This window comes from Curtobacterium sp. B8, from assembly GCF_000333315.1.
Lineage (GTDB): Bacteria > Actinomycetota > Actinomycetes > Actinomycetales > Microbacteriaceae > Curtobacterium > Curtobacterium luteum.
The window spans coordinates 1-2,210 of record NZ_BACW01000193.1 but is presented as its reverse complement, the minus strand read 5'-3'; the positions used below and the strand labels follow the sequence as shown (position 1 = coordinate 2,210).

1 pseudogene is annotated in these 2,210 nt (G+C 70.5%); it reads left to right on the top strand.

Annotation, left to right across the window (positions count from 1 at the left end):
- A pseudogene (locus I59_RS19230) lies at positions 1 to 2,210 on the top strand (isoleucine--tRNA ligase); the annotation flags it as partial.

Below are 2,210 nucleotides of genomic sequence, written 5' to 3'. Positions count from 1 at the left end.
AAAGCAGCTCTGGGACAAGGGTCTCGCCTACGAGGGCTTCCGCGTCCTGCCGTACTGCTGGAACGACCAGACGCCGCTGTCGAACCACGAGCTGCGCATGGACGACGACGTCTACCAGTCGCGGCAGGACCAGTCCGTCACGGTCGCGTTCCCGCTGCGCGGGGACCGCGCCGACGAGCTGGGGCTCACCGGCGTGCGCGCGCTCGCGTGGACGACGACGCCGTGGACGCTCCCGACGAACGCCGCCCTCGCGGTCGGTCCCGGGATCGCGTACGCGGTCGTGCCTGCCGGGCCGGGAGGCGCGGCTGACGGTGGCAGCGCCGGTTCCGCCACGTACCTGCTCGCGTCCGACACCGTGGCCGCGCACGCGAAGGACCTCGGCTACGAGTCGGCGGACGACGCGCTCGCCGCCGTGCTGCGCACGGTCGCCGGCGCCGAGCTCGACGGCGTCGCGTACGAGCGGCTCTTCGACTTCCTCGACGGCACCGAGGGGTACGAGCACGCATGGCGGATCCTCGTCGCGGAGTACGTCGAGACGGGCGAGGGCACGGGCATCGTCCACCAGGCCCCGGCGTACGGCGCCGACGACCAGGAGGTCTGCGCGGCCGCCGGCATCCCCGTCGTGCTGTCCCTCGACGAGGGCGGGGTCTTCACCTCGCAGTTCGGCGAGGTCGCCGGCATGCTGTGGTCCGACGCGAACAAGCCGCTGACGAAGGCCGTCCGTGAACAGGGCCGACTGCTCCGCCAGGCGTCCTACGAGCACAGCTACCCGCACTGCTGGCGCTGCCGCAAGCCGCTCATCTACAAGGCGGTCTCGTCGTGGTTCGTCCGCGTCACCGAGTTCCGCGACCGCATGGGCGAACTGGACCAGGACATCACCTGGGTGCCGGAGAACGTCAAGGACGGCCAGTTCGGCAAGTGGGTCGGCAACGCCATCGACTGGTCGGGTCTCCGCAACCGGTACTTCGGCACGCCGATCCCCGTGTGGGTGTCGGACGACCCGGCGTACCCGCGCCAGGACGTCTACGGCTCCCTCGAGGAGCTCGAGCGCGACTTCGGACGGCTGCCGGTGAACGCGGACGGCAGGTCGACCTGCACGTCCGTTCATCGACGACCTGACCCGTCCGAACCCCGACGACCCGACCGGGAAGTCGACCATGCGCCGCATCTCGGACGTGTTCGACGTCTGGTTCGACTCCGGTTCGATGCCCTACGCGCAGGTGCACTACCCGTTCGAGAACCGCGAGTGGTTCGAGGCGCACAACCCGGCCGACTTCATCGTCGAGTACATCGGGCAGACCCGCGGCTGGTTCTACGTCATGCACGTGCTCTCCACCGCGCTGTTCGACCGCCCGGCGTTCCGCAACGTCATCAGCCACGGCATCGTGCTCGGCTCGGACGGCCAGAAGATGTCGAAGAGCCTGCGGAACTACCCGGACGTGTCCGAGGTCTTCGACCGCGACGGCGCTGACGCGATGCGCTGGTTCCTCATGTCGTCGTCCGTGATCCGCGGTGGCAACCTCGTCGTGACCGAGGAGGGCATCCGCCAGGGAGTCCGTGAGTTCCTGCTCCCGCTCTGGTCGACGTACTACTTCTTCACCCTCTACGCCAACGCCTCCGGCGACACCGGCGCTGAGACGTCCGAGGGGTACGGGGCCTCGCGCAGCACGGCGAGCACCGACGTGCTCGACCGGTACCTGCTCGCCAAGACGCGCGTGCTCGTCGAGGACGTCACGACGCACCTCGACGCGCTCGACACCCCGCTCGCGGCCCAGGCCGTCCGCGACTTCGCCGACGTGCTCACGAACTGGTACGTGCGTCGGTCGCGCGACAAGTTCTGGGCCGGCGCACAGTCGAGCCCCGAGGCGCGGGCGGCCTTCGACACGCTGTACACCGTGCTCGAGACGCTCACCCGCGTCGCCGCCCCGCTCGCCCCGCTCGTCACGGAGGAGGTCTGGAAGGGCCTGACCGGCGGCCGGTCCGTGCACCTCGAGGACTTCCCGTCGGCGGACGAGTTCCCCGCGGACGACGCCCTCGTCGTCGCGATGGACCGGGTCCGCGACGTCGCCTCGAAGGGCCTCGCGCTCCGCAAGGCCACCGGCAGGCGCGTCCGGCTCCCGCTCGCCACGCTCACCCTGGTCGTGCCCGACCCGGCGGCGGTCGAGCCCTTCGCGGACATCCTCCGCGACGAGCTCAACGTCAAGCGGGTC